The sequence below is a fragment of the Neobacillus rhizophilus genome (assembly GCF_018343535.1).
Taxonomy (GTDB): domain Bacteria; phylum Bacillota; class Bacilli; order Bacillales; family Cytobacillaceae; genus Neobacillus; species Neobacillus rhizophilus.
Genome location: NZ_JAGYPF010000003.1, coordinates 757992 through 780091 on the forward strand (window position 1 = coordinate 757992; position 22100 = coordinate 780091).

19 protein-coding genes, 1 pseudogene and 2 riboswitches are annotated in these 22100 nt (G+C 39.4%); of the genes and pseudogenes, 3 read left to right on the top strand and 17 right to left on the bottom strand.

Annotated features, from left to right (window positions below; all coding sequences use genetic code 11):
* Positions 1-4: 4 nt before the first annotated feature.
* The 9 genes from KHA99_RS31400 to KHA99_RS17265 form a co-directional block, all read right to left on the bottom strand.
* Positions 5-697, bottom strand: a complete 693-nt coding sequence (locus tag KHA99_RS31400; RefSeq protein ID WP_213118683.1) for a FadR/GntR family transcriptional regulator — start codon at positions 695-697, stop codon at positions 5-7.
* 368 nt (positions 698-1065) lie between these two features.
* The gene (locus KHA99_RS30860) at positions 1066-1512 is read right to left on the bottom strand and encodes a DnaB-like helicase N-terminal domain-containing protein (protein ID WP_249366712.1); all 447 of its coding nucleotides are present in this window, start codon (positions 1510-1512) and stop codon (positions 1066-1068) included.
* A 2-nt stretch (positions 1513-1514) separates the two neighbouring features.
* Positions 1515-2516 (bottom strand): DnaD domain protein, encoded by a 1002-nt coding sequence (locus KHA99_RS17235; protein WP_249366713.1) that lies wholly within the window; start codon positions 2514-2516, stop codon positions 1515-1517.
* 742 nt (positions 2517-3258) lie between these two features.
* On the bottom strand, positions 3259-4275 hold the full coding sequence (gene moaA, locus KHA99_RS17240; RefSeq protein WP_307852086.1) for a GTP 3',8-cyclase MoaA: 1017 nt from the start codon (positions 4273-4275) through the stop codon (positions 3259-3261).
* A 106-nt stretch (positions 4276-4381) separates the two neighbouring features.
* Positions 4382-5176 carry an XdhC family protein gene (locus KHA99_RS17245; RefSeq protein ID WP_213118684.1) on the bottom strand — a complete coding sequence of 265 codons (795 nt, stop codon included), beginning with the start codon at positions 5174-5176 and terminating at the stop codon, positions 4382-4384.
* Between the two features lie 26 nt (positions 5177-5202).
* Positions 5203-6072: an FAD binding domain-containing protein gene (locus KHA99_RS17250; RefSeq protein WP_213118685.1), complete on the bottom strand. Its 870-nt coding sequence runs from the start codon at positions 6070-6072 to the stop codon at positions 5203-5205.
* The gene (locus tag KHA99_RS17255; RefSeq protein ID WP_213118686.1) at positions 6057-6533 is read right to left on the bottom strand and encodes a (2Fe-2S)-binding protein; all 477 of its coding nucleotides are present in this window, start codon (positions 6531-6533) and stop codon (positions 6057-6059) included. The genes KHA99_RS17250 and KHA99_RS17255 overlap by 16 nt, the downstream gene beginning before the upstream one ends.
* Positions 6526-8685: a xanthine dehydrogenase family protein molybdopterin-binding subunit gene (locus tag KHA99_RS17260; protein WP_213118687.1), complete on the bottom strand. Its 2160-nt coding sequence runs from the start codon at positions 8683-8685 to the stop codon at positions 6526-6528. The genes KHA99_RS17255 and KHA99_RS17260 overlap by 8 nt, the downstream gene beginning before the upstream one ends.
* Positions 8686-8785: 100 nt before the next feature.
* The gene (locus KHA99_RS17265) at positions 8786-9382 is read right to left on the bottom strand and encodes a nucleotidyltransferase family protein (protein WP_213118688.1); all 597 of its coding nucleotides are present in this window, start codon (positions 9380-9382) and stop codon (positions 8786-8788) included.
* Between the two features lie 168 nt (positions 9383-9550).
* Between KHA99_RS17265 and KHA99_RS17270 the strand changes: the two genes are divergently transcribed.
* Positions 9551-10420 carry a LysR family transcriptional regulator gene (locus KHA99_RS17270; protein ID WP_213118689.1) on the top strand — a complete coding sequence of 290 codons (870 nt, stop codon included), beginning with the start codon at positions 9551-9553 and terminating at the stop codon, positions 10418-10420.
* Between the two features lie 157 nt (positions 10421-10577).
* Here the strand turns inward: KHA99_RS17270 and guaD are convergent, their stop codons facing one another.
* The 3 genes from guaD to KHA99_RS17285 all read right to left on the bottom strand — a co-directional run bounded on the left by guaD (position 10578) and on the right by KHA99_RS17285 (position 15153).
* Positions 10578-11861, bottom strand: coding sequence for a guanine deaminase (gene guaD / locus KHA99_RS17275; protein ID WP_213118690.1), 1284 nt, complete (start codon positions 11859-11861; stop codon positions 10578-10580).
* 92 nt (positions 11862-11953) lie between these two features.
* A riboswitch (purine riboswitch) is annotated at positions 11954-12055 on the bottom strand.
* 45 nt (positions 12056-12100) lie between these two features.
* Entirely contained in the window at positions 12101-13426 is a 1326-nt protein-coding gene (locus tag KHA99_RS17280; protein WP_213118691.1) for an NCS2 family permease, read from the bottom strand.
* A gap of 99 nt (positions 13427-13525) precedes the next feature.
* A riboswitch (purine riboswitch) is annotated at positions 13526-13627 on the bottom strand.
* A 197-nt stretch (positions 13628-13824) separates the two neighbouring features.
* The gene (locus KHA99_RS17285; protein ID WP_213118692.1) at positions 13825-15153 is read right to left on the bottom strand and encodes a nucleobase:cation symporter-2 family protein; all 1329 of its coding nucleotides are present in this window, start codon (positions 15151-15153) and stop codon (positions 13825-13827) included.
* Positions 15154-15869: 716 nt separating this feature from the next.
* Here KHA99_RS17285 and KHA99_RS17290 point away from each other — a divergent pair.
* Both KHA99_RS17290 and modB read left to right on the top strand, forming a co-directional pair.
* A complete protein-coding gene (locus tag KHA99_RS17290; protein ID WP_213118915.1) occupies positions 15870-17135 on the top strand; it encodes a molybdopterin molybdotransferase MoeA in 1266 nt (421 codons plus the stop codon).
* A 13-nt stretch (positions 17136-17148) separates the two neighbouring features.
* The gene (modB, locus tag KHA99_RS17295) at positions 17149-17808 is read left to right on the top strand and encodes a molybdate ABC transporter permease subunit (RefSeq protein ID WP_213118693.1); all 660 of its coding nucleotides are present in this window, start codon (positions 17149-17151) and stop codon (positions 17806-17808) included.
* A gap of 51 nt (positions 17809-17859) precedes the next feature.
* Here the strand turns inward: modB and KHA99_RS31230 are convergent, their stop codons facing one another.
* From KHA99_RS31230 to KHA99_RS31545, 5 genes and pseudogenes are all read right to left on the bottom strand, one after another.
* Entirely contained in the window at positions 17860-17988 is a 129-nt protein-coding gene (locus tag KHA99_RS31230; protein ID WP_261363807.1) for a hypothetical protein, read from the bottom strand.
* Positions 17989-18231: 243 nt separating this feature from the next.
* Positions 18232-18600 carry an SET domain-containing protein gene (locus KHA99_RS17300; protein ID WP_213118694.1) on the bottom strand — a complete coding sequence of 123 codons (369 nt, stop codon included), beginning with the start codon at positions 18598-18600 and terminating at the stop codon, positions 18232-18234.
* A gap of 736 nt (positions 18601-19336) precedes the next feature.
* Positions 19337-21631 (bottom strand): ATP-binding cassette domain-containing protein, encoded by a 2295-nt coding sequence (locus KHA99_RS17305; RefSeq protein WP_213118695.1) that lies wholly within the window; start codon positions 21629-21631, stop codon positions 19337-19339.
* Positions 21632-21808: 177 nt separating this feature from the next.
* Positions 21809-22000 (bottom strand): hypothetical protein, encoded by a 192-nt coding sequence (locus KHA99_RS17310; protein WP_249366714.1) that lies wholly within the window; start codon positions 21998-22000, stop codon positions 21809-21811.
* A gap of 33 nt (positions 22001-22033) precedes the next feature.
* A pseudogene (locus KHA99_RS31545) lies at positions 22034-22090 on the bottom strand (hypothetical protein); the annotation flags it as partial.
* Positions 22091-22100: the final 10 nt, after the last annotated feature.

The following is a 22100-nucleotide window of genomic DNA, read 5'->3' on the forward strand; positions in this document are numbered from 1 at the left end:
AAGCTTAAAAAAGTAAACTTAGTTTTTTCTCTGCATTTTTCAAATGAATAACAGACTGGATTTTTGCCAGCTCAGGTTCTTCCATTTTAATGGCTAATAGAATATCCTGGTGTTCTTTAAGAGCCGCTTTTCGTCTTTGTTTTAACACCAAATTAGGCTCGAGTGTAATCTTTAATGCTCTCTCATAAAGGGCAGATAAACTTTCGATCATATGAATCATGATCGGATTCTGCGTTGCTAAAATAATGGATCGATGGAATTCGATGTCAGCCTCTGTGCCCATTTTCTCCTCATCAGTAAATTCTCTCTCCAGCCATTTCAAAGCCTGTTCCATTTGTTCCAATTGTTCTGGAGTACGCCTAAGTGCAGCTAAATAGGCCGCCTCAGGCTCTAGAATTTTTCTCATCTCAAATAGATGTTTGATGACTTCTTTATCATCATTTTCAATACGAATTTGATGCAGCAGAAAAGTCGCAGCTCTTTCTTCAACGTAACTGCCTCCACCTTGACGCGAGCTAATCACACCCGCAGCCCTTAAGACACTGAGTGCCTCTCGAATCGGGATTCTACTTACGCCAAAGTGTGCAGCTAGTTCCATTTCTGTTGGCAATTTTGAACCTGGAGGAAACTTTCCAACTTCAATCATATTTAACAATTCACGAGAAATCGTTTGCGATATTTTTTCTTTTTCAGCCACAAATGTTCCCCCTATTCAGAATTTTCTAATCTGTAATACAAATTTTACGAAGAGGAATGCTGTAAGTCAATGGTTTTTATTAAAAAAACCGAAATCTACGGTAAATTAACTAAATTTCACAAGCTTGAGAACGAGAAACAATATATATAATTTTATTTGTAATACAAAATTAATTTTAGCTATTGAATATTCGATATCTTTTTTTATTTTTGAAAACATGTTAGAGCTCATAATAGAAAAGCAGAGACTGGAAAAAATAAAGCCATTCCTCCAACAAATAAGATTTGATCCCCTTTTTTGTAAATTTATCCATTAAAAGTAGCACATGGATAATTCCCGTCCTTAAAACAAAAGTTGTTAAGTAATATTCATTTTATGAAAACCATCCTATCCGTCTTCCTCATAAAAAAGAGTGACTGGCACCACCCGAATCTTGTCGAGGAGAATTCGACAAATTGCGGGTAGTGACAGTCATTTGCCTTTTTCATCGCTTTTATAGCTGGAAAACTCTCAAAATCCTTCCTCATTCCCGAAACCTTCCACGACTTAAGTATGAGCTTTTCCGTTCCATCAAATTTCTCGATGTCTGCATAGGACAACAGCTCAGAAAGATAGGACATTCCCCCTACTGATTCGAGATCGGACAGGGTTGAAAAAGTAATCAAATCAATATTCTTACCGGCACGTTTGAATTCCACCATTTTTCGCATGATTTCTTTATGCCGTGCACTTTCTAGCTGTTCAGGCTGAATCACGGTATCCGTTAGTAAGTACTCCGCCTTCATCAAACTGCCCAAGAACGCTTTTTCAGCCATACTCATTCCTCTTCACCTGCCGTTAGATCAAGTTGGAATCCACGTGGAATATCTCTTCCGTTACGAAAGTTTTCAGTTGATTGCTTGGATATTGGTACTGCCTGTTGGGGTGCCTGATGGGCATCAACATCTGCTGCGGTCAGTAACGATTCATTTTCCCAGTTTCTAAGAATCGCAACAATATAGTTGAGCCTTCGCTTGTTATTCGCACAGGCAATCTCCATGGCTTTTAGGATCATCTCTTTCGGCTGTAAAAAGCTAGAATCCTCTAACCATGCTAACAGCTGCTGCTTCGCCATCACGTTTGTAAAACCAAAACCATTCGCGTCCCAAAACTCGATAATTTCATTCACATCTTCTGGTTTTGTAAGATTCTTTAAATCTGGAGCGTCCTCAACATCTGGACGAGAAGCTATTTTTTGTTTTTGTTTTTCTTTTTTATTTTCTTTTTCTTTTTCTTTTTCTTTTTGCCCACGTATCGTCTCACGGTTCGTTGACGTATCGTACAACTCTTCTGCTTCACTATCGGTATATGTAGTCTGTTCCTCTCGTTCACTGCCCTCGTTGCTAAAAAGCATTTCTTCTTGTCTACTAAAAGATTCGTAAAGGCTGCTAATCCCGGGATTGCTAATGCCTTCCGAAACATACGAAATAAGCGAGCGATCCTTGACCTCTTTTAGCTCGGCGGTTATACAGTCCATAATCGGTTTCCCGCCTTTATGCAGGTTATATTCCCCCCAGTATTTAATCGCCAGTTCTCTTGTTTCCGGATTATAGCGAATCAACTGATGATGCTCGGCAAATCGTTCCATTAACGAATGAACGGTCTCCATAGAATAGCCCAAATGAAAAGCCATTTGCTTCTTCGTTATTCGATAGATGCCAATTTGAGTTGTTTTCGAATTTGTCAGCAGATAGAGGTAAAAATACTTCTCCTCCGGGGTCATCTCTTCCACAATGGGATTGTCCCAAAATTCAGTTCGCACCATTCGATACTTTGCCATTCTCAACCACCATCCTTGTTTATTGAAAAACTCTTTCCATTCTTTATTTATGGTTTTGTGAAGAAAACGGATTTGGTGGTTTTTATATAAAAGTGAATATTTTATGGCAATAGTTTTCTTTATGGAGCACACAAAAAAAGCACCTGTCACCACTCGAGTAATGTCGATCAAATATCAACCATTACGGATAGTGACTGGCACTTTTTATAATTCCTTTATATTTTCCGAATACCTCAGTATAGACATTTTTGTGAATTTTCCAGTAAAAAAACTGAAAAAAACAATGGAATCCTGTCTAGCGATGGTTTTTATCTCACTACCTTTTCAATAAGAATTCTTGTCCTTAAGTAAGGTACCAGCGAAAGGAAAATAAGCGGAAATTTTTCGGTTAGATGCAGAATGGAGCTACTTTCGGGGTAAATAAGGGAAGGTTTTCCGGTTATGCAAGGCAAAATCCCTCATTTTCATGCTTTTCGAGTCAATAGGCGGAATATCTTCGTCTATTTAAGCTTTTTTACATGCTAATTGCTAATTAAGCGAATTTTTTCCGTCTATTTATGTGTCACCGACAGCCCAAAAAACTTTGTAGCCCGCTTCTATTGCACCAAACAAAAATACTCCCTCCAAATTTGTTTTGGCCAGTAAAATTCATGTATAACCTAAAATAAAACAAAAGGGAATAAATAATAGAAGAAACTCGTGACCCCCAATACCTTTGTAGTCTGTATCAGTGATTAGGTAATCATCCACCTATATATGACATTTCAATCTTTTTCCTGGCTATTCTCGTTTCCTCGGTGCGTTCATCAGAATAACGGTCGGAACGATGATTCCAAATGCCTTTAATTCTTTCTTCTACATCTTGATCGGTAGCTCCACTTCTAATAAAGTCCCTAATATTATGGCCGTTTCCATTAAATAAACAGGTGAAAATTTGCCCATTTGCTGACAATCTTGCACGGGTACAGGTTGAACAAAACGACTCAGATACTGAGGTAATAAAGCCGAAATTAATATCCGTCCCTTTATAACGGTAACGCTTGGCCACCTCTCCGTAATAAGCAGCCTCCACCGGTTCAAATTCAAAGTGTTCTTTTAATATTTCATATATTTGTTGCTTTGTAACAACGTCTTCCATCATCCAACCATTTGTACTGCCGACATCCATATATTCAATGAACCGTAGTTCTAGGTTCTGTTCTTTACAGTAGGTTGCCATCTGAATAATTTCAGAGTCGTTAAGTCCCTTTTTTACAACCATATTGATTTTTATGCGAAGGCCTGCGCCTTTTGCGGCCTCAATTCCTTGGAGTACCGGGCCAACTCCCACATTCCTGCCATTTATTTCACCAAAAAGTTCATCATTTAAACTATCTAAACTTATATTTATCCTTTCAAGGCCAGCTTCCTTCAACTGTGAAGCATATTTCGGGAGCAATACGCCATTGGTCGTTAAAGCAATGTCCTTTAGACCATTAATTTTTGAAAGCATTTCAACAAGAATTGGTAAATCTTTTCGAAGAAGAGGTTCACCTCCAGTTAATCTAATCTTCTCAACACCTAATTTAATAAAAATGCTGGCAAGACGTGTAATTTCTTCATACGTTAGTAATTCTGATTTAGGTAAAAATGCATAATCAGGACCGAACAGTTCCGCAGGCATACAGTATTGGCAGCGGAAATTACATCGGTCAATCACAGAAATTCGAATATCACGAAGCGGCCTGCCTAATTGATCTTTAACTTGTTGTTTGGTCACATTTTTCAACTCCAAGTGGGTAATAGCGCAGCGTTCCAAAAAGACTACAGGGGCGGTAAAGTGGCCTTTTTGACCAGCCAGAACCGTCCCCCGGGATCTATTCTATTTATCTATTTAATTGTTTCACCTTTATTGGGCTTGTTTCTTTGCTTAATTTGATGATTTCGCCGATAATACTGATGGCAATTTCTTGTGTTGTTTCTGAGTTAATATCCACCCCGATGGGAGACGAAACGCGCTCCAGCAGTTCTTCTGAGAATCCTTCATCTTTTAATTTTTGTAATATTTGAATTGCCTTGCGCTTGCTGGCAAGCATGCCAATATAGGAACAAGGAAATTGCAGAGCTGTTTTTAATACGATTTCATCTTGATCTTTTGTCACAATCACTAAGTAAGACTTTTCATTTAGGTTGGCCGCAAGCGTTGCCTTCCCAATATCCTCATCCACAATAAGCCTGGTCGCATTTGGAAAGCGTTCCTTCGTACAATAACCCTCCCGGTCATCCACAACGCGATAGGGAATTTCAAGAAAATCGGCGAGTTTTGAAAGCGCAATGGCGACATGACCTGCACCAGCCAGAACGAGTTCAGGCCTGCTTTTATAAACTTCAATAAACACCCGCACTGTTCCTCCACAATTCATTTGAATTCCGTCTTTAGCATGTTTATTTAATTTATATTCAACGATTTTCGATTTACCCTTTTGAATTGCCTGCACACACTCATCAATGACAAAATATTCAACTAATCCCCCTCCGACAGTCCCTTCAATCGTGCCATCAGGGTGTACAATCATTTTTCCCACATGGCTGGGAGTCGAGCCTCTTGATTCAATGATCATGGCTAGAGCAAAAGTTTCATTTTGACGAGTCAGCATGGCCACTTTTTCCATCAGCAGCATGTATGGCTCAGCCCCTTATTTAAACATTAATTCGGTTGATATTGCGACGTGTTAAGAAAATAACGCAAAAGATTTAAGGCGACCGTTTTCCTGTAAACAGCTGTGGAGCGCTGGTCGTCGATTGGCCGAATGATTTGATCAAAGTCTGCCACAATCGAATCGATGTCCGTTTCCGATAATGGGAATGGTTTTCCAAGTAGCTTCTTCTCAATATCAATCGAACGAACCATCGTCGGTCCGACCGCTCCAAAGGCAAAGCGAATGTCATCGATTCGTTCATTGCTGATCCGGATGTAACCTGCAAACGATACTTTGGCAATGGCATCTGCATTTCGGTTACCGATTTTTTCAAAAACGACATGGGATCCTTCTTCTAAAACTGACGGCAGTATGATTTCAGCCAAAATTTCATTGTGATTTCGCCCAATTCTTCGCGGTGCTTGAATAAAATCACTAATTGCTACCACACGATCCCCATTAACGGAGCGCAGCAAAAGTTTTGCGTTGTAAACATATAATAATGGCAGTGTGTCACCCGCCGGAGATGCATTGCAAATATTTCCTCCCAATGTCCCTCTGTTTCGAATGGCCGGTGCTGCAATCGTTTTGATTGCATTTTTTAAGGCAATGGGAATTAACGGGTTTTCCAGTAATTCACCATAGGTACTGCAGCTTCCGATATGGAGATCCTTATCTTTTTGATACACCCGCTTGAGCTCGGAAAGATGATCAATAAAAACAACTGGTTTAGGAATTTTAGGAGGCACTCCCCTTCCACTTTTGTGAAGGACCATTACATCGGTGCCGCCGGCTACGATGGCACAGTCTTCTTTATTCAATTGGCTCAAGGTTTCGTCTAAATAGTCAAAACGATACGCGGTTATTTTTTCTGGCATACGACTTCACCTTTTTTCGCTGCCAATTCAACTGCATCCACAATCATATTGTAGCCAGTGCATCGGCATAGATTTCCAGAAATGCCTTCACGAATTTCCGCGTCTGTTGGATTGGGATTTTCAGATAACAAAGCGGCACTTGCCATGACCATCCCCGGGATACAATAGCCGCACTGCACCCCTCCGCACTCGGAATAGCTCTCATCTAAAATCTTAAATTGTTCTGTTTCCATTAATCCTTCGATCGTTTGAATTTCGGCACCCGCAATCGCGCCAATAGGAATAAGGCAGCTGTTTTGCAAGGAATTATTTACGAAAATACTGCAGGCTCCGCATTCCCCTTCACCACAGCCTTCTTTTGTTCCAATTAATCCAAACTCTTCCCTTATTAAATCTAGTAATCTTGCAGTGGGCGGAGCATCCGTTTCCACCGTTTTTCCATTAAGGGTAAATTTAATCAACCCTATTCACCAACTTTCGTTCAAGACTTTCCATAATGACTTCCGCTGTAACCGGAATTTGCTGAAAAGAAGTCTGCAGTGCATCTTCAATCGCCGACTGGACTGCCGGGGCTCCGCCGATTAATGTCAATTCACCTGCGCCCTTCGCCCCGGACGGGCCATCCGCATATGGGTTATCAAATAACTTGCTTTCGATTGGAACAACGTCCAATGAAGTCGGAGGTCCATAATCCGATATGCTTTTTTGTTGGATTTTACCTTGCTTTGTCGTCATCTTTTCCAGATACCCGTATGCTAACCCTTGTGCAAGACCACCATCAATTTGGCCTTTCATAATCCGATCATCGATGGCCTTCCCCACTTCGTAATTTCCGTATACTTTTTCTAACTTTACAATTCCTGTTAACGTATCTACTTCTACTTCCACGAAATTAACGCCCCATGAATAAGCAGGGTAGGCATCTCCAGTGAAGGTTTTTTCGTCCCAAGGAATCATTTCACGGTGAACATAATGCTCAAATACTTCTTGTTCCTCCCCTGACTTCCACTCGGCCTTTAGTTTTTTTGCGGCCCGTTCAAGTAATTTTCCAACAATCATCGTCGTTCTGGAGGCTACGGTTGGACCGGAGTCGGGAACCTCTTTTGTATCGGGATCAGGGTAGGAGACTTGTTCTAACGGGAGGTCGAGTTCTTTGGCGACAATTTTACTCAATGTCGTATAAATTCCCTGTCCCATATCAGAATTTGAGATTTTTAAAAGAACCTTGCCGTCCTTTGATTTAACTAGTTTCACCGTTGCTTTAATATGATCTCTTTCGCCGCTGCCTGTAAATCCACAGCCGTGGAGGAATACTGAAGTCCCAATGCCTTTCTTATAGCGTAGGTTTTGTTGATTGAATCGCTGGAACTCCTCTTTTTTCTTGTTGTAATCTGAGGCATCCAACAGGTCCTCAATCATTTCTTCCATTAAGATTGGGTCGCGGAAATTTCCTTTTGTGATGGTAGGGTCTCCTTGTTTGACGAGGTATTTTCGCTTATATTCAAGAGGGTCTAGTTGAGCGTATTTACTAAGATGGCCCATATGACTTTCGATTCCGGCAAAGCTTTGCGGGGCACCAAAGCCTCTGAAGGCACCGTTCGGAACTGTATTGGTTTTTAACACATGGCCCTTGGCATGGAAATGAGGAATGTTATAAACACCGGCACTATTTAATAATGACCTCTGCAGCACAACAGAACTCAATCCTTCATTCGCCCCGCCATCAAGAAAGACGTCAACACACATGCTCAGAATATTTCCTTCCTTATCAAGGGCAGTACGATATTTGAATTTGGCCGGATGCCTTTTTGTCGTCACCACCATATCCTCATGGCGGTCGAACACGAGCATGACTGATTTTTTAACAGCATTTGCGGCAATGGCTACGTGACAGGCCATCATCGAAGGAAATTCTTCTTTTCCGCCAAAACCGCCGCCTGTAGGGCTTTGCACCACTCTGACCTCATCGTCGCCACAGGCTAAAGCGCTTAGCAATGCATTTTTTATATAATAAAGAGCTTGCATCGATCCGTGGACGACAATTTCATCATCCTTATAAACGGCAAGCATTCCTTGTGGCTCAAGGTAGACATGCTCCTGATAACCCGTCGTATATTCTTCTTCAACAATTTGATGGGCATCTTGCTCGATAGCTGAAATGATATCTAAGCCTTTCCCAAATTCATAGCTAACGAAACTTGCAGAAGATATCTGATCGATTGCTTCATCCAATGTATAGATAGGCTGATGTTCTTCAAATTCAACCTTCACTTTATCTCTCAGCCCGTAGAGGGTGTTCAAATCTTTGCCAACGAGCATGAGAATCGGCTCCCCAATATAGTTGACCCACTCATTGGCGAAAATAGGCTGGTCCTGTTTAATAATTTTCACGTAATTCGGACCCGGGATATCCTCTGCCCCAACTACATCATATCCTTCAGGAAGAGTTGGCACGTAAATGGATTTGATTTTTCCATATGCAATCGGCGACCGATACAAAACACCATAAACCATATTGTCCACTTTCACGTCACTAATATAAGGCAGCTGGCCTGATACTTTATCTTTATGGTCCTTTTTGGGCACTGGAGTGCTTATATCCTTTAGTCTCATTGCAGCCACTCCCTTCGATTAAATTTTTTCACCTGAAACATAGATTAGTAGAAACCCCTTTCAAAAATTTATATATAAAAATGAATTTTATAATTCATTTTTATCCCCATAAAGGTAAATGAGACATTTTCGTTTTATAATAATCCATGGCTTTTTGGTAATCGTCCGGTGTATCTACATCCATGATTACTCCAGGATCATCTGTATTCACATAATTCCTTTCGTAACTGGCGAGGACCGTACGCAAAATTCCTTTAGAATCGGTATCTAGAATTCTCTGTTTCACTTCACTTGATAATTTGATCGGGTGACCGCCTTTATAGTTAAAGCTGGGAATCACAACGTCCCCTCTTTGCATGGCAATTAGCTGGATAGTCTCTTTCTTAACAAGTGGACAATCCCCCGGTGTTAGAAAGAAGGCTTGGTCACTTACTTCACGACAGCCCTTTTGTATAGAACTGAACATTCCTTGGTCAAAGTTTTCATTATAAACAAACTTCATCTGGAATGAATAGGCATTTTTATTGCTGATTTCTGCTATTTCCTCTTCGATGATTTCCGCTTGAAACCCAGCTACGATAATAGCCCTGCTGATTAACCCTTCAAATTTAGAAATGGTTTGCTCCAATATCGTCATATGCTCCAGCGGCAAAGTCATTTTATAGGTATTCGCCCGGCTGGAATATCCAGCAGCCAAGATGATTGCTTCTATTTTTGGTCACCTCCGTGATAAATACAAACTAAGATGCTGGCGTAAAATAACTTTTTGAATTTTCATATTATTATGATATCATAGACGTATACTATACGAAAAATATATAATTTATATAGAAATCATATATTATTTAAATAGATGGAGAAATGAATGGATATCAAACAATTACGGTATTTTATAGCGATAGCTGAGGAAAAGAATATAACTGCTGCCGCTGCTCGGCTACATATGTCTCAACCGCCTCTTAGTATGCAGCTGAAACAATTAGAAGAAGAGCTTGGTGTTAAATTAATTGAGCGAAATGGCAAGGGTATGGAGTTAACTGATAAAGGAAACGTGCTCTATAAACATGCTTTGCTTCTAGTGAACAGTATCCAAGAAATAAAAAATGAATTACAGGAAACAGAAGATGGGAAAAGGGGCGTACTATCTGTAGGTATCAATACCCTATCGGTTACAGGATTTTCAGAAATGTTGCAATCCTTCCACAAAAAATATCCGCTTGTTCCATTAAAAATTGTTCAAAATGATTCCCCTCGTTTGGCGGGAATGGTAAAATCGAGAGCCATTGAGATCGCATTTGTACGTCTTGCCATTGACCATCGCGGCTTGACTTATCATCATCTTATTAATGAGAACTTTGTTTTCGTAAGCAGTAAGAAGATACAGGCAAACATGATCTCTTTGAAAGAGATTTCCCATATGCCCCTTATTATTCCGAGTTCTGAGGGTCTAGGCATCTATAATACCATTTTTGAAGCCTTTTCTAGACAGAAGCTGCAACCAATAATTATTGGTGAATGCTCTGATATGCATGTATTAATGGAGATGGTTAAGGGGGGAATGGGGGTAACCATCGTGCCAAAATCTGTATTAGAGGTCTATGGGAACAGCGGTCTCTACTCTACACCAATTAGGGATGCCAATTTAATCTCTTCTTTAGGTGTCATTTGGCTTGAAAATCATTTTGTCTCCGCCTCTGCTAAAAATTTTATAAAGTTAGTAAATGAATACCTATAGACATCAAAAAAAGGAACTTATGGCCGCCTCCATAATCATATTCTTACTAAAAAAAACAGGATCACTAAAATAATCAGTGATCCTTCGAATTGATCTATTATCAAATACTTGCTTCTGCCGAATGATCCGACTTGAGCTATTTTAATAGGATTATAGCTTAATAAACTTTGGGCTCTGATATTTTTTTACCTGAAACATATCTTTCTTTAATATTTCTATCATCACCAGTATAGATAAATTTTTGTAATCTTTCTTCTACCGTAAACGTTCTAAAAGCAGGGATATTACGATCGTCAATGACAAGAGCGTCAAACTCATAATCTTCTTCAAAACTTCCTACTTTTCCAAAGAATTTACCCCCGCCTTTTGTTGCCAGATAAAATAAATCCGCAGTGCTTAAAGGCTGATCAACTCTATTGCTTTCAATCCATTTGATATTTGCAGCCTGTGCACTACTGGTAATGACGTTCATCATTGATAAACTGTGCCCACCTGATATATCACTTGCAAGTCCCACAGACACTCCTCTTGAAACCAGTCTTCTTATTGGTGCAATACCGCTTGATAAATTAAAGTTTGAATTAGGACTGTGTGCAACATATAAATCTTTTTTTACCATAAGTTCAATTTCATCCTCATCAACTAAAATGCAGTGTGCCATTATAGTAGGTACATCTCCGAATAAACCAGCGCCATTATATATTTCAGCGTAATTTTTATACTCAGGATGTAATGATTTTACAAAACTAATTTCTCCATAATTCTCACATAAATGAGACTGTACAGGAACATTATATTTTTCAGCTAACTCTCCAAGTCCTTTCAGAAGTTCAAAGCTACAGCTAGGAACAAATCTAGGTGTAACAATTGGCTTTACCAATTCATATTTGCCGCAATATTCTTCTAAAATTTCTTCAGTGTCATTAAGCGAAGCTTCTGTCGTTTCCGTCAAATAATCAGGTGAATTTCTGTTCATATTCACCTTTCCAACATAGGCTCCAAGACCTGAATCTGCGAATAGATCCATCAATAATTTTGTTGTATTTTTATGAATTGTTGCGAAAACACAGGACCTGGTAGTACCGAACCTCCACAGTTCCCTTATTAAGGAAAAATATACCTTTCTAGCATAATGAACATCTGAATATTTCGATTCCTCCGGGAATGTATAGGCTTCAAGCCAAGGCATTAATTCTTTATCAAGACCTAATCCTAGGTTAGCAAACTGTGGTGCATGTAAATGAAGATCAACAAAACCAGGTATGATTAAAGAATCACCATAGTCTTCTACCCTTATATTCCTATATTCTTCTGTAAGTTCTTTATAAACACCTTTAATACTTTTTCCATGAACCACAATATATCCATCTTCCATTATTTCGTATTTGCCGAATTCCTTCGTAAAAATAATATTGCCTTTAACGGCAAAAATTTCTTCCATTAAAAATTCCCCTTTCTAAATTCCCCATTTAAACTTAAAAACGAGTGGCGTAACATAAAAAGACTACAAGAATAAACTAAAGCTAATACAACATAGCTTCAGATTATTCTTGTAGTCAGGTAGTTTACGGCAACCCGGTAGAGACAATTAGACCAAATTTCTAATTGTATACAAGAAAATAGATTTCTTCATTTCGAGAATCTGAGCTGTCTGGATAAATCAGGCGGCTTTTATTCCATTTATTTGAACATAAAATAAATAAGGAAGATCGCAAAGAATAGGTACATGATTGGATTAATTTCCTTGGCTCTTCCCTTCACAATCATTGTGATCGGGTAGAAAATAAAGCCAACGGCAATACCAGTTGCAATGCTGTAAGTAAGAGGCATGGTAATCATGGTTAAGAATGCAGGAACAGCAATTTCAAACCTTTTCCAGTCTATTTCTCCAAGCGAGGATGCCATTAATATTCCGACGATAATCAATGCCGGTGCCGTTACAGGTGTAGTAATAACGGATAAAAGCGGGAAGAAAAAGAGTGAAAGAATAAAGCATCCAGCTGTGACCAATGAAGCAAATCCTGTCTTCGCTCCCGATGCTACCCCTGCAGATGATTCAATATAAGAAGTAGTTGTTGAAGTACCGAGCACCGAACCTGCCATTGTAGCAATGGAGTCTGCCAACAACGCTCTTCCAGCATTAGGAAGTTTGTTATCCTTCATTAAGCCCGCTTGGTTGGCAACTGCGACAAGGGTTCCTGCATTATCAAAGAAGTCAACGAATAAGAAAGTAAGAACAATCCCCAGCATGGCGGTTGACCAGAATGAAGGGTCGCCAAAGGCCGAAAATACGGCGCCAAAGGTTGGTTTAATATCTGGCACACCGCCAACCACTTGATGCGGAAGGGAAATTTGCCCGAAAATCATTCCAACGGCAGCTGTAATCATCATTCCGAAAAATACTGCTGCTTTAACTCCTCTAGTCATCATAATAACCGTAATGAGAATTCCAAAAATCGTTAAAAGTGCAGTCGGGCTAGTTATCTTCCCTAAACCGACCAGCGTAGCGTCATTTTTAACAATAATGCCCGATCCCTGCAAGCCGATAAAGGTAATAAATAAACCAATCCCCGCTCCAACAGCATGCTTTAATTCAACCGGAATCGCGTTGATGATTTTTTCACGAATGCCGGTAAGTGTTAAGAGAAAGAAGAACACACCGGAAATCAATACCGCACCAAGGGCGTGCTGCCAGGGAATACCGCTTCCCAAAACAACGGTATAGGCAAAGAAAGCATTTAACCCCATCCCCGGTGCCAGCGCTAATGGATACTTACCGAGCAGCCCCATCACAATCGAGCCAACAGCAGATGCAATTGCCGTAGCCACGAAGACAGCACCATAATCCATTCTTAACGCATCTGGAAAATCCTTAATACTTGCTAAGGAAAGTGTCAGCGGATTGACTACTAAAATGTACGCCATCGCTAGAAAAGTGGTTAAGCCGCCAATGAATTCTTGACGATAACTAGTCCCCAATTTTTCAAACTCATAATAATTCTTCATCCTATTTCCCCCTGAAAATTTTTTTCTACTAAAAAAACTCCCCGGCAGCTACCAGTGCGTTTGACTATGGTTCTGTAAATATAATGGAGTGAGTCCCTTCCCATTTAACACTTTGCTCGTAGTCAAGCCCTTTAAGGCGGCTTGGTAGAAACTTTTGGGCCATATCCCCAATATTATACGTTTGATATCTTATCAATGAATTATGTCAGCATCAGGAAAAAGGACGAATATTTTTTGAATTATTTCGGGAAATGTTCTTATTTGCTCCCACTCAATTTTTTCCAGCAGCATGCTCGTATGGTCATACACGATCCGCTAGACTTGAAGGACTTCGTTTACCATACGAGTTGAAATTGTTTCAAGCACTTCCCAAGATAACACTTCGAATGGATATTTTATCAAATACTTGCTTCTGCCGAATGATCCGACTTGAGATCTTCTAATATATCAATACTCTTTTGTTCTTCCCTTTTGTTTAAAAATAGATTGAGCCCAATAGCGGTAAAACTACCTATTACGATTCCGTTTTGGAAAATTAAACGCAATCCCTCTGGTAATTTAGCAAATGCGTCAGGAACAACTGAGGCCCCCAGACCAATTCCTACCGAAACCGCTATAATCAGTAGATTTTCATTTTTATGAAAATCGACCCGGGAAAGCATTTTGACCCCAGAAGAAATAACCATACCAAACATCGCAATCATTGCTCCACCAAGAACAGGATTTGGAATGATGGTTGTAAGCGCTGCCACTTTTGGCACCAATCCTAATATCATCAGGATCACACCAGCGGCAATGACTACATTGAGTGTTTTAATTCTCGTAAGGGCAACCAATCCAACATTTTGGGAAAATGAGGTGTATGGAAAGGAGTTAAAGATTCCTCCAAGAACACCAGCCAAACCTTCCGCCCTCAATCCTTTTTTGATGTCTTCCGATTCCAGTTTCCGATCACAGACTTCCCCCAATGCCAGGAATACACCTGTGGATTCGATCATGCTTACAATGGCGACAAGAGTCATTGAAAGAATCGCGGTTACATGGAAAGTGGGAATCCCGAAGTAAAAGGGCTGCACCATGTGAAACCAGGAAGCCTCTCCAACTGGTGACAAATTCACCATTCCCATACCAGCAGCTGCCAGAGTACCTATAATCATGGATAGCAGAACAGAAACAGCCTTTATGTAGCCTGAACTGTATCGGTTAATTACTATAATCAGGACTAGTGTCAATGCTGCCAGTAATAAATTTCGCGGATTCCCAAAATCAGGTGCCCCTGCTCCACCTGCAACGTTGTTCATCGCCACAGGAATAAGTGATATCCCAATGATCGTTACAACAGCTCCTGTTACGACAGGCGGAAAAAACCTCATTACTTTACTCATAAATTGAGCAAGTATCATAACTATGATCCCGGAGACGATGATGGCACCATAAATGGCGGTAATGCCTTGAAGTTTTCCAATGGCAATCATTGGCCCGACGGCAGTAAAAGTACACCCCAATATAACTGGAAGCTTGATTCCAAATTTCCTTCCTCCAACCACTTGAAGCAATGATGCAATTCCGCAGGTGAACAAGTCGATGGAAATAAGGTAAGCCAATTGCTCCGCGGTCATGCCTACCGCAGGTCCTACAATAAGGGGAACGATCACGGCCCCAGCATACATGGCCAATACATGCTGAAGACCTAAAGTTCCTAGTTTCCATGGCGTTAACTTTTCCACTAATTCTCCTCCCTTAGTAAAAAAATTCTTTGATCATTGTAACCATTTCCATATCATGGGTTTTTACTCTTAAAATTTTTTCTATTTGCGGCATCCCCCCCTTTCAAAAAATTAAGTTCCGTTTTTACAAGTGCAAAAGATGCCGTCTAAAATAGCCCCCTCTTAAATGGACGAGGCAACAAACAAGCTAACGATAAAGTTTGCGAAAAGCATTGTAGTAGTTATTGAGAAGGTATTTCTGAAATAGCTTTAGAAGGATTCATAGAAGCAAACAATAATTTTAAACGTAGTCATCTAATGAAATTTTCCTTTATTTCAGTAAATGGTAGATGCAATGGGCCGGTGAGGATTCTTCATAAAGGATATCATTCTGGTAAATATATTTTACAAGTTAAAGATAGTGGAAATATATTTATTTGAATATTAGCAATTTTTGTACATTCTTACCAATATTTAATTTGTATGCTTACTATATGACTAACCTAATAATTATTCTTTATTTGTTGTTTTTTAAAAAATCAGATAATTATTTTTATCACTTTTTATATTTGTTATAATCAAATTATTCTAATTATAATATCAGGGCATTTACTGATTAAGCAAAGGTCAATGTGAGAGGAATAAAGTTAAATGGCGACCTGCACAAAGATTTAATTAGGTGGAAATAATTAGGATCCCTTATTCATTAACTCTTTTTAGAAAAGGACGAATTGATTATGGTAGAAATAAGAACCCCGATTCAAATAGGAGAAGCAGTTGAAAAGGTTATGAAATTTGCCCGCTTTGGAGAAGTGGAGGAAATAAAGCTTGAACAAGCTTATGGAAGATATTTATGCGAGGATTTAATCGCAGACCATGATGTACCTCATTTTGATCGTTCTGGGTATGACGGTTTTGCGATTTGTTCAAAGGATTCACTAACAGCTAGCAGTCACGAACCTGTTGTTTTTGAAGTCATTGAAGAAATCGGTGCTGGTTATGTTGGAACAAAAGAAGTGAAACCATTTCAAGCAGTCCGTATTATGACAGGTGCACAAATGCCAGATCTTTGTGATACTGTTGTCTTACTTGAGTTAACAAGGGAATTTGAGCAAGACGGAAAAAAATACATGGCCATCGAACGTTCATATCAAGCGGGTGACAATGTAACTTTTAGAGGAGAAGATGTAAAAAAAGGAAATATACTAGTTCCTAACGGTACATATATTAATCCTGGTGTTCAAGCGTTACTGGCAACATTCGGCTATAACCAGGTCAAAGTTGTAAAAAAGCCTCTTATTGGCATTTATGCAACAGGAACTGAACTGTTAGATGTTCATGAGGAACTTGAACCCGGGAAGATTCGGAATAGTAATGCACCTATGTTGCATGCACAAATTGAACGAGTGGGTGCGATTCCTTATTATTTTGGCAAGTTAGCCGACAATTTTGAAGACTGTTATAAAGCAATTTCAAATGCAATAAACCAGGTAGACCTTTTGATTACAACCGGTGGTGTATCTGTTGGTGACTTCGATTATTTACCTGCCATTTATGAAAAGCTTGGTGCACGTGTATTATTTAACAAAATTGCTATGCGTCCAGGAAGCGTCACGACAGTTGCCGAATTAAACGGCAAATTATTATTTGGGATTTCAGGGAATCCTTCAGCTTGTTATGTTGGATTTGAACTTTTTGTAAGACCGATAGTTAAAACTTTCTTTGGTTCAAAAAAGCCTCATTTAAAAAAAGCAAGTGCCATCTTACAAGCAGATTTTCCAACTCCAATTTCATTTACTCGTTTAGTTAGAGGTTACATGTCTTTTACCGAAAATGGGTTAGAAGTTATACCAGTTGGATTTGATAAATCAAGTATGGTGTCAACACTTGCAACAGCAAATAGTTTAATAATATTGCCGGGTGGGCAGAGAGGTTTCAAGACAGGTTCCTCCGTCGATGTGTTGCTTCTCGATGATGCGGAAGGCAGCGAGTGGCCTTGGTAAGGAAATAACTAAAATGCAAACTGACTTTTGGTCACCAGTCGGACTATCCATTGAGGTCGCATCTGTATCAGGAATATGGGTATTAATTTTTGGAGTTTTTTTTGGAAAAGTAATGGCGAATAAGAAATTCAAAGGGAAAGTTCTTGTTGAAACGATTTTCCTTTTTCCGTTGGTTTTACCTCCTACTGTTATCGGTTTCTTGTTAATTATTATATTTGGAAAGAATAGTCCAGTAGGTCAATTGATTGAGTGGGTATTTAAACAGCCTGTTATTTTTACGTGGTGGGCGGCTGTTATTGCTTCCACAGTGGTAGCCTTTCCTCTAATGTATCAATCTTCAAAAACCGGATTCGAAGGAATTGATAAAGATATTGAGAATGCTGCACGTATAGACGGAGCAAATGAATTCAAATTATTCTTACTTGTTTCCTTTCCTCTTGCCCTTAAATCGATTATTTCGGGTGCAATCATGAGTTTTGCGAGAGCATTAGGTGAGTTCGGAGCCACATTTATGTTCGCAGGAAATGTCCCAGGGAAAACCCAAACAATTCCAACAGCCATTTATGTAGCAATTGATTCAGGTAATATGGAATTGGCGTGGCTATGGGTAACAAGTATGATTGCCATTTCATTTTTAATGTTAATGTGCTTACATTTTATTAAATCCTCATGAATTATGAAGCTTTTTCCAATCATTGAGACATTCCTTTAAATGGGGATGTCTTTATCTTTTTTCATTATCAATATTGTGAAATATTTTATTGATATGAACGAAACTGTCAATACTCTTCATTTCTTCCAACACAACCGCATTTTCCCAAAATTCAGTTCGCACCATTCGATACTTTGCCATCCTTAACCACCATCCTTGTTTATTGAAAAACTCTATCCATTCTCTATTTATGGTTTGATGAGGAAAACGGATAGGGTGGTTTTGATAAAAAAGTGAATATTTTATGATATTCCACTGTTATCGATATAAGGAAACAGTTTCCCTAAACAAAAAAAAAAACACTCATAAATGTTGATTTAACAACAACAGTGAGTGTTTTTTCGATTATATAACTGTTTTAATCTCCTTGGGGGACTATTTAGATCAGATGACGTCAAACCATAAGGGCTCATCGTCGTCAGGTTCTCCATTATAGTTGATTAGAATTTCCTCTCCAGCTTTTATATCGGTATGTGCATAAAAGTCAATGGTTCTATTAGCAAAATTGTGTTCATGCAAGGCATTGGGCGTATAGGAGTGGTTAAATAAAGAACCGTACCCTAACGCAAGTGCACACTCATCATTAGCTTGATCCCACCAGAACACGTATTCCATCATAATCGTCTTTTTCAAATATTTGTAATCCCTCTTCGGAGATACAATAACTGGAGCTTCATGTATCAGTTCACCACTCTGAATGTCGCGGGTTGCAAATACCCCTCTGCCATATTTTGATTTCTTTACTTCAATCATTTTCTCTCACCGCCATTTTTTAATAAATGAATATTATTTTATTAATTTATGCCACCACTTTCCTATGTGATAAATATTCCTTCTGGACAGTGCTGCCTAGAAACGATACGACTTCTTCCTTCTAGGTTACTTATAAACTGCTGAGCGAAATAAATCGACTGCATTGACACCCTGAAAATAAAAAAAAGCTGCCCATTTTGACAGCCTAGAAAAATTTCATTAAGGGTGAGGGGGAACACACTTCTTCTCCTCCAAAGAGCCGATAGGCGACACCAACTTAGTAAAAGGAAAATCAAAAAAGGGGACGCAGCTTGCGGCGATGCCAATGCCTAATGCCCCCAAATCCTCCGGTAGTGGGCCACTCAGAATTCCCCCTTTTTCCCCTGGCCGGCAGATCGAGTTGGAATCCATTTGGAATATCTCTTCCGGTACGAAAGATTTCGGTTGATTGCCTAGACATTGGTACTGCCTGTTGGGCATCAACATCTGCTACGGTCAGTAAAGATTCATTTTCCCAGTTTCTAAGAATCGTAAACAATAGGTAATGGAGTTAATACCAACTAAGTGGGGTAAGGGTCTATTTTATGCTGAGATCCTTCCAGATATTGTGACTGAGGTACACAATTTTCAGAAGGCAACGCCCATTTGGGTTAGTTGCCTTTCTTTAAATTTTGTTGGGAGATAAACTCCACATATGTCGGGTGTAACCGGTAACACTGGGGTCTTTGTGAGTAAATTAATTACATACCGCCTGTCCTGAATGTTTTCTAACTCCATCCTTTAACCATTTCGCTGTCAATGTTTCTGCATGTAACATCTCTTCCGGTGTGCCTTCGAATATAATTTGTCCGCCTTGTTTTCCTCCACCTGGACCCAATTCGATTACCCAGTCGCTCGCCGCTATAAAGTTTTGATTGTGTTCGATGATGATGACAGAATTTCCTCTGTTTACGAGTTTTTGAAATACGTCTAGGAGTTTTTCATTATCTTCAGTGTGTAGTCCTAAGGATGGCTCATCTAATAAGTAGATTTGTCCTTCTTTTTGCAAGTGGCTTGCGAGTTTTAGACGTTGGATTTCTCCTCCGCTTAGGGAACTTGTAGTCTGTCCTAAGGTCAGATAACCTAATCCTACGTCTTTTAGCGTTTGCACTCTTTTTATGATCTTTGGTATTTCAACATATTGAATAGCCTCGTCTATTGTTAAATCTAAAATCTCCACTATATTTTTATCTCGATATCGATATGACAATGCTTCGTCTGAATATCTCGTACCTCCACATGCTTCACAAGGAATTGTCACAGGGTCTGCAAATGCTACTTCTGGCGTTAGGACTCCTTTTCCTTTGCAAATCGGACATGCTCCTCGCGAGTTAAAGCTGAACAAACCTGCTGCTTGTCCAGTTTCTTTTGAAAATATGGTGCGAATATCGTCCATTATTCCCATATATGTAGCTAGGGTCGAACGGTTGGAGATTCCTATGCCGCCTTGTTCTACCATTATGGTCCCCGGATACTTTTGTGTGAAGGCTTCCAACATTAAAGAGCTTTTACCTGAACCAGATACACCACTTATACAGACTAAGACATTTTTAGGTATATCTACGCTTATATTTTTTAAGTTATTGTTACTTGCCCTTTTTATTGTAAAATAACTTTTTATATCCCTTGGATTTTTATTTATTTTTAGTTTGTGGTTTAGGGCTGTTGCGGTGGGAGAGTTTTTTAGCCCTTCTAATTTTCCTTGATAGACAACTTCCCCTCCATTTACACCTGCTCCCGGCCCCATCTCTATTATTTCATCAGCTACTTTTATGACTGATAGATTGTGTTCGATCACGATGACAGTATTATGTTGGTCTTTTAGCCTTTTTAGCATCATAATTAACATATCCACTTCTTCTGGATGGAGTCCTGCACTTGGTTCGTCGAAAATGTAGGTAATATTGTTGAGACTGCTCCCCAAATGACGGGCGATTTTTACCCTTTGAGCTTCGCCAGCGGACAGGGTGCCCATTTTTCTAGAAAGACTCAAATATCCTAGTCCCATGTCGACTAGTTGTTTTACATGCGGGATTGCTTGTCGGGCTATTGATTCTCCCATAGGATCTTTTATGTTCTTTAGTTCTTCCAGTATTTCCGGAAGCTCTAATTGATCGTATTCTGCGATATTTAAGCCATTTATTCTACACTCTAATACCTTTGGGTTTAAACCAGAACCTTGGCAGGTTGGGCATAATGAATGTGTTGATACGGCTAAAACATCATCTTGGGATACTTGTTTTAGTTTTGAGATGTCTCTATTGATATAGACCCGCGTAAATCTAGGCAATAACCCATCCCATTCTGCGTTATGAGGTCCATTTTTCGTATGAAACGGCGCATAGGCTCTTTCCCCTTCCCGGGGACCGTATAATAGCAGATGGAGATCTTCTTCTGAGTAGTCCTTTATGGGTTTATCTGGATCGAATAATCCGCAAGTCATCATCCAATGGCCTTGCCAACCTGAAGGCGATAATGGCTTAAATTTCACTGCATAATCTCGAAGTGACTTATCGAAATCAATCATCTTATTTAGGTCGGGTGCAATTACCTCCCCAAATCCACCGCATTCTGGACATCTGCCAAAGGAACTTTGGCTCGAGAAATCGCTGGCAGAACCTATTGGTGGATTTCCTATTCTCGAGAACAACAGTCTAATTAATGGATTTATATCCATATAGGTGCCTACTGTTGAGCGAGAATTGCCTCCTATTGGTCTTTGTTCTACTACGATAACCGGGCTTAAGTTTTGCATTAGATCAGCGTGGGGTCGCTCGTACCTTGGCATTTGATTTCTGACATAGAGAGGATAGTTCAAAGTCATTTGTCTTCTACTTTCTGTTGCTAATGTATCAAAGACGACTGAGCTCTTTCCTGAGCCTGAAAGACCAGTAAATACGATTATTTTTTCTTTTGGTATGTTTAAATCAACATTTTTTAAATTATGTTCTTTAAGCCCTCTTAAAATGATTTCATCTTTCATTTCCGACATTTTGTCATCCTTTCAGATTTTTCTACTTAGAAAGTTCCTGAGTCCCTTTACTATAATTATAATCAGATAGATAATTTAATAATCTTTTAATTCTCCAATTTTAAACCCTAGCTAAAAAATAAATCCTTCCCCTTAAGGCCGCAGCACTTTTTTATAAGCGTTTGTATACAGAAATTTTTAATAGTAAAATTCTTTATTTATTTTTATTTCTACGAAGGGGCGCTGCCAAACATAGGAATGACCGAACTTACCACTTGGCTTTTTCCTACATAAAAGTTTCTTTCGAGCTTTCTCCTCAAATTCTTGAACCTTTAAAACAATCCCTTCAGCATCTTGAATTAATTCTTTTCCATCAACCGTTGGTTCCACTCCTAATCGTGTCCGGTTAAAGAGATATATTCCAAGCTCATCTTCCAGCGAAGCAATGGCCCTGCTTATCCCTGATTGCGTAACATGCAGATTTTGCGGG

Coding starts and splice junctions, on each gene's coding strand:
- KHA99_RS17300 (WP_213118694.1), bottom strand. CDS start 18,600: ATGATTGAAGTAAAGAAATCAAAATATGGCAGAGGGGTATTTGCAACC.
- KHA99_RS17245 (WP_213118684.1), bottom strand. CDS start 5,176: ATGCTGCTGATGGAAAAAGTGGCCATGCTGACTCGTCAAAATGAAACT.
- KHA99_RS17305 (WP_213118695.1), bottom strand. CDS start 21,631: ATGTCGGAAATGAAAGATGAAATCATTTTAAGAGGGCTTAAAGAACAT.
- KHA99_RS17280 (WP_213118691.1), bottom strand. CDS start 13,426: ATGAAGAATTATTATGAGTTTGAAAAATTGGGGACTAGTTATCGTCAA.
- KHA99_RS17260 (WP_213118687.1), bottom strand. CDS start 8,685: ATGAGACTAAAGGATATAAGCACTCCAGTGCCCAAAAAGGACCATAAA.
- KHA99_RS17235 (WP_249366713.1), bottom strand. CDS start 2,516: ATGGCAAAGTATCGAATGGTGCGAACTGAATTTTGGGACAATCCCATT.
- KHA99_RS17290 (WP_213118915.1), top strand. CDS start 15,870: ATGGTAGAAATAAGAACCCCGATTCAAATAGGAGAAGCAGTTGAAAAG.
- modB (WP_213118693.1), top strand. CDS start 17,149: ATGCAAACTGACTTTTGGTCACCAGTCGGACTATCCATTGAGGTCGCA.
- KHA99_RS17270 (WP_213118689.1), top strand. CDS start 9,551: ATGGATATCAAACAATTACGGTATTTTATAGCGATAGCTGAGGAAAAG.
- KHA99_RS30860 (WP_249366712.1), bottom strand. CDS start 1,512: ATGGCTGAAAAAGCGTTCTTGGGCAGTTTGATGAAGGCGGAGTACTTA.
- KHA99_RS17250 (WP_213118685.1), bottom strand. CDS start 6,072: ATGCCAGAAAAAATAACCGCGTATCGTTTTGACTATTTAGACGAAACC.
- guaD (WP_213118690.1), bottom strand. CDS start 11,861: ATGGAAGAAATTTTTGCCGTTAAAGGCAATATTATTTTTACGAAGGAA.
- KHA99_RS31230 (WP_261363807.1), bottom strand. CDS start 17,988: ATGGCAAAGTATCGAATGGTGCGAACTGAATTTTGGGAAAATGCGGTT.